Here is a 4285-nt window from a genome sequence, read left to right as displayed (position 1 = left end):
GTAATAAATACCCAAATATCGCCACGCGGTGCGGTTTTAATTAAATGTACGGCTTTATGCGCTTCACTCATTCCCCAAGCGACCATCACCAATAACGCGGCCATCGCGGGCATAGGTAAATAGGCCAGCAAGGGCGCGAGCGCAACCAAACCAAGCAATACCACTAGTGCATGAATCATTCCCGCCACTGGCGATTCTGCCCCCGCCTTAATACTCGCTGCCGAGCGTGCGAGTGCCGCAGTCGCGGTAATACCGCCGAAAAATGGCGTGATCATATTCGCGATACCCTGCCCTAATAATTCACTATTGGCACTGTGGCGTTTGCCGGACATGCCATCCAACACTACCGCACATAATAAGGATTCAATCGCACCGAGCATGGCAATCGCAAATGCGGCGGCAAGTAAATCCTGCAGCACACGCAAACTCCACTGAATCGATTCACCATTTGCACCGGTCTGCAACCAGGGCCATTCAAAGTGTGGTAATTGCGGTGGAATACCAAAACCGGTTGTGCCATCGACTAACGTATAAGAAAAGCGCGAGCCAATTGTATCGACAGAAAAACCGGATTGATTTAACAATAAAGCGACCAAAGTGCCGACAATCAGTGCGGGTAAATGCGGAGGGACAGGCAATTTTAATAAAGGCCATAACAACATAATGGCAAGCGTCGCAGCGGCGACAACAAAACTCGGCCAATAAAAATCGGGCAGATTTTGCATTAGCAGCCAGAGTTTTTCCAAATAATGTTCGGGCATTGCGTCGAATTGCAAACCAAAAAAATCTTTGATTTGCAAAGTCGCAATCACTACCGCAATACCGGCGGTAAAACCGAGGGTTACCGCTTCGGGAATATATTCAATCAAACGCCCCAAGCGCAGCAGCGCCATCACGACTAAAATGCCACCGGCCATCACACTGGCAACTAACAATCCGCCCAAGCCGTATTTTTGTGCGATGGGATAAAGAATAACAACAAAGGCAGCAGTAGGGCCGGAGATACTAAAACGCGAACCGCCGAGCAGCGGAATTAAAAAGCCCGCGATGATAGCGGTATACAACCCATATTGCGGTGAAACACCACTGGCGATGGCGAGCGCCATCGCGAGCGGAATTGCAATAATGCCAACGGTGATGCCCGCTAATAAATCGCGAGTAAAGCGCGGCGCACCATAAGATTCCGCAAAACAGGCTTCACGTAATGCATGAGCAATACGCAGGGAAAATAAATGCGCGCGATGGGGCATACACACCTCATGAAGAATACCTATAGAACGCAATATCAAGCAGTATCCGCACCAGATATCAATATAAAGACAAAATGAACAAAGGCGGCGCATTCAAAGTATAGCGGGCTATAATGCGACCCTATTGTTCTGGATCACTTACTTTGACTTAAGAGACGTAAACATGAGCCTGATGTACCGCAGCATGATTGGCGCACTCTGCGCACTTACCCTCGCTTGTAGCAAAACCCCTGAGCTGTCAAAAATCGAAGGTTTTGCCCAGGGTACTACCTATCACCTCACTTTTGAATTGCCCGCTGATTCCACCGCAGACGTAGCGACAATTGAAAAAGCCGTAAACGATGAATTTGCACGTATGGACAAAGCCCTGTCCAACTATCGCGATGATTCCGTCATCGAAGCATTTAACGCAACACAATCCACCGATGTACTAACTGCCGAGCCAGAGTTAGTCGCACTGGTTGAAGAAGCGCGCAAAGTGCATCGCGCCAGCAACGGTTGTTACGATCTCACTATCAAACCGCTGTTTGATTTATGGGGATTTAAAAAGGATGAATTCAGTCCGCCGAGCGATGCCGATCTTGCGCAGACTATGGCCATCATCGGGTTGGACAATCTGGAAACGGTTGATGCAACTCACCTGCGCAAACAGATTCCCGCTTTGCGTATTGATGTTTCCTCTATCGGCCAAGGTTATGCAGTAGGTCAAATTGTGAAAGTGTTGGAGCAATACGGCGTCCAACATTATTTAGTGGAAATCGGTGGCGAATTGAAAATCAGCGGCAAAAAACCAGACGGCGAGCCATGGAAAATTGCTTTGGAAAAACCGCTGCCGAATGAACGTAAGATGCACAAAATTGTCAGCTTCGATACCGGTGTACCTATGTCGCTGATGGCGTCCGGCACTTATCGCCATTACTTCGATAGCAACGGCAAACGCTACAGCCATATTCTGGATGCACGCACCGGCAAACCCGTCGAACACAACACAGTTTCTGTCGCGATTTTGCATCAAGATCCGACCATTGCCGACGCCTGGTCTACTGCACTGTTATGCTTGGGCAGCACAGAAGGTTTAAAAGTCGCCAATGACAACAATCTCGCTGCGCTGTTTATCGACCAACAAGGCGATAAATTAATTGAGTCTCAAAGTAACGCGATGAATGCAATGAAAGATGTGAGTTTTAAAAACCCTTAACAACACATTGGATGGATACACCATGAAACTCATCTACACCCACGAAAATCGCTTTCTGGTCGGCAATGCGCAAAACATTCTTGAACAGGCGGGAATTCGTGTGGTGTGGAAAAATGAATTTGCCTCCAGCGCGATTGGTGAAATATCGCCCTTTGATACCTGGCCGGAATTGTGGGTAGTTGACGATGCAGATTACGACGCGGCGATTCATATCATCGCTAATGCATTGAGTGCACCCAATGCGCCGGAATGGGTGTGTGGAAGCTGCAACGAACTTAATGATGCCGCATTTGAAACCTGCTGGAATTGCCAAGCTGAAAAAACGGAGATGGCGCAATGAAACAATTTATCCTGAGTTTTTTATTGCTGGTGTTAACAACCAGTGCGTTCGCAAACACTTCCGCTACCGTGATGAGTTACAACATCCGTTGCGGCTTATGTGAGGCCCCGGAAAATCCACACAACTGGAAAAAGCGTAAATATTTTGTCGCGCACCTGATCAAAATCCACAACCCTGATGTGATCGGATTACAAGAGGCCGAACTGTTCCAAGTGGAAGATTTGGTTGAAATGCTGGATGATTATTCTTGGATGGGGGTCGGCCGCGATGATGGCCGCGACAAAGGTGAAACCACAGCGATTTTATTCCGCACAGCGCGCTTTTCACTGCAAGCCCAGCAAACACTCTGGCTGTCGCAAACACCACTCAAACCATCACTCGGATGGGATGCAACCTATCGCCGCACACTGAGCATCGCCAAATTACTTGATGCCCAAACCAAACAATTTCTGCATGTTTTTAATATCCATTTAGACAATGAGGGCGAAACCGCACGACAAGAAGGTGCAAAATTGCTTCTGGGTGAGATTGCAAAATTAGATGCAGCATCACCTATTGCGGTCACCGGCGATTTTAATCTCACCGCGCCATCTGCGACCTACGATATCATCACCCAGGTTTTGGCAGATGCAGAAAAAACCTCCATTACACCGGCAGTCGGTGGTGGAAAAACATTTAATGGTTTTGGTGAAAACAAAGAGCCAAACAATAAAATCGATTTTATTTTTGTGAAGAAATCCACCAAAGTACAAAGCCATCAAGTCGATACCACCATCTACAACAATATTTACCCATCGGATCACTATCCCGTCATTGCCAACATCGATACCTCCGCGGCACCGGTAGATGCATCAGTGAGTGCCCAGTAGCACCGACAATTCATTGCGGATATATTTTTCTTCCACCCATTCCGGCAAATGGGCATTCATAAACTCAATAAAATGATGTGCGGCGATAGGCAAACGTCTATCGCCATGACGCACAACATACCAGTGACTGTTCAGCGGAAAATCGCGCACATTGATGACGGCGACTTTTGCGTTGGATTGTGACAGCGTTTGCGCCAATGTATGCTCGGATAACACCGCCAACCCCAGCCCGGTTTCCACACTCATCCGGATCACCTCATTGCTTTCAATCTGCAACGTTTTATGCAGTTGTAAGTTCTGTTCACGCAAAAAATTTTCAAACACCATACGCGTCGCACTGCCGGGTTCGCGCATTAAAAAACGCTCGTCGATCAATTCGGAAAAATCAATTTGTGTTTTTTGCGCTGCCCAATGGTGAATCGGGGCAATCAGCACCAGCGGATTACGCAAGAATCGGCCACTGACCACATGATCGCCGGTCGGCGGATGGCTGAATAAATACAAATCGTCCATCTGATTCTGGAAGCGCTGCAACACGCTGCTGCGATTGCCGATATTAAAAGTCACATCCACCGCCGGATATTGTTGTGCATAAGGGCTGAGCAGACGCGGCAAAACATATTGCGCG

5 protein-coding genes are annotated in these 4285 nt (G+C 47.9%); 3 read left to right on the top strand and 2 right to left on the bottom strand.

Features of this window, described 5'->3' with window-relative positions; translation table 11 throughout:
- A partial coding sequence (dauA, locus tag ACWA6V_RS18080) for a C4-dicarboxylic acid transporter DauA (protein ID WP_449523801.1) occupies window positions 1-1250 on the bottom strand: 1250 nt, incomplete at its 3' end.
- Between the two features lie 163 nt (window positions 1251-1413).
- On the opposite strand from dauA, the gene ACWA6V_RS18075 reads away from it, so the two are divergent.
- From ACWA6V_RS18075 to ACWA6V_RS18065, 3 genes are read left to right on the top strand one after another with little or no spacing between them, the layout of a single operon-like run.
- On the top strand, window positions 1414-2448 hold the full coding sequence (locus tag ACWA6V_RS18075; RefSeq protein WP_449523800.1) for an FAD:protein FMN transferase: 1035 nt from the start codon (window positions 1414-1416) through the stop codon (window positions 2446-2448).
- A gap of 22 nt (window positions 2449-2470) precedes the next feature.
- Window positions 2471-2788, top strand: coding sequence for a putative signal transducing protein (locus ACWA6V_RS18070; RefSeq protein ID WP_449523799.1), 318 nt, complete (start codon window positions 2471-2473; stop codon window positions 2786-2788).
- A complete protein-coding gene (locus tag ACWA6V_RS18065) occupies window positions 2785-3657 on the top strand; it encodes an endonuclease/exonuclease/phosphatase family protein (RefSeq protein WP_449523798.1) in 873 nt (290 codons plus the stop codon). The genes ACWA6V_RS18070 and ACWA6V_RS18065 overlap by 4 nt, the downstream gene beginning before the upstream one ends.
- Here the strand turns inward: ACWA6V_RS18065 and ACWA6V_RS18060 are convergent.
- The coding region (locus tag ACWA6V_RS18060; protein ID WP_449523797.1) for a LysR substrate-binding domain-containing protein at window positions 3640-4285 on the bottom strand (646 nt) is incomplete at its 5' end. The two genes, ACWA6V_RS18065 and ACWA6V_RS18060, sit on opposite strands and share 18 nt — an antisense overlap.

The sequence above is a fragment of the Cellvibrio sp. genome (genome assembly GCF_053579595.1).
Note: the sequence above shows the minus strand (reverse complement) of the source record. Positions and strands in the feature narration are given on the sequence as shown.

What these genes read in the sequence shown, in the direction of transcription:
- ACWA6V_RS18075 (WP_449523800.1), top strand. Translation starts at nt 1,414, where the DNA reads ATGAGCCTGATGTACCGCAGCATGATTGGCGCACTCTGCGCACTTACC.
- ACWA6V_RS18070 (WP_449523799.1), top strand. Translation starts at nt 2,471, where the DNA reads ATGAAACTCATCTACACCCACGAAAATCGCTTTCTGGTCGGCAATGCG.
- ACWA6V_RS18065 (WP_449523798.1), top strand. Translation starts at nt 2,785, where the DNA reads ATGAAACAATTTATCCTGAGTTTTTTATTGCTGGTGTTAACAACCAGT.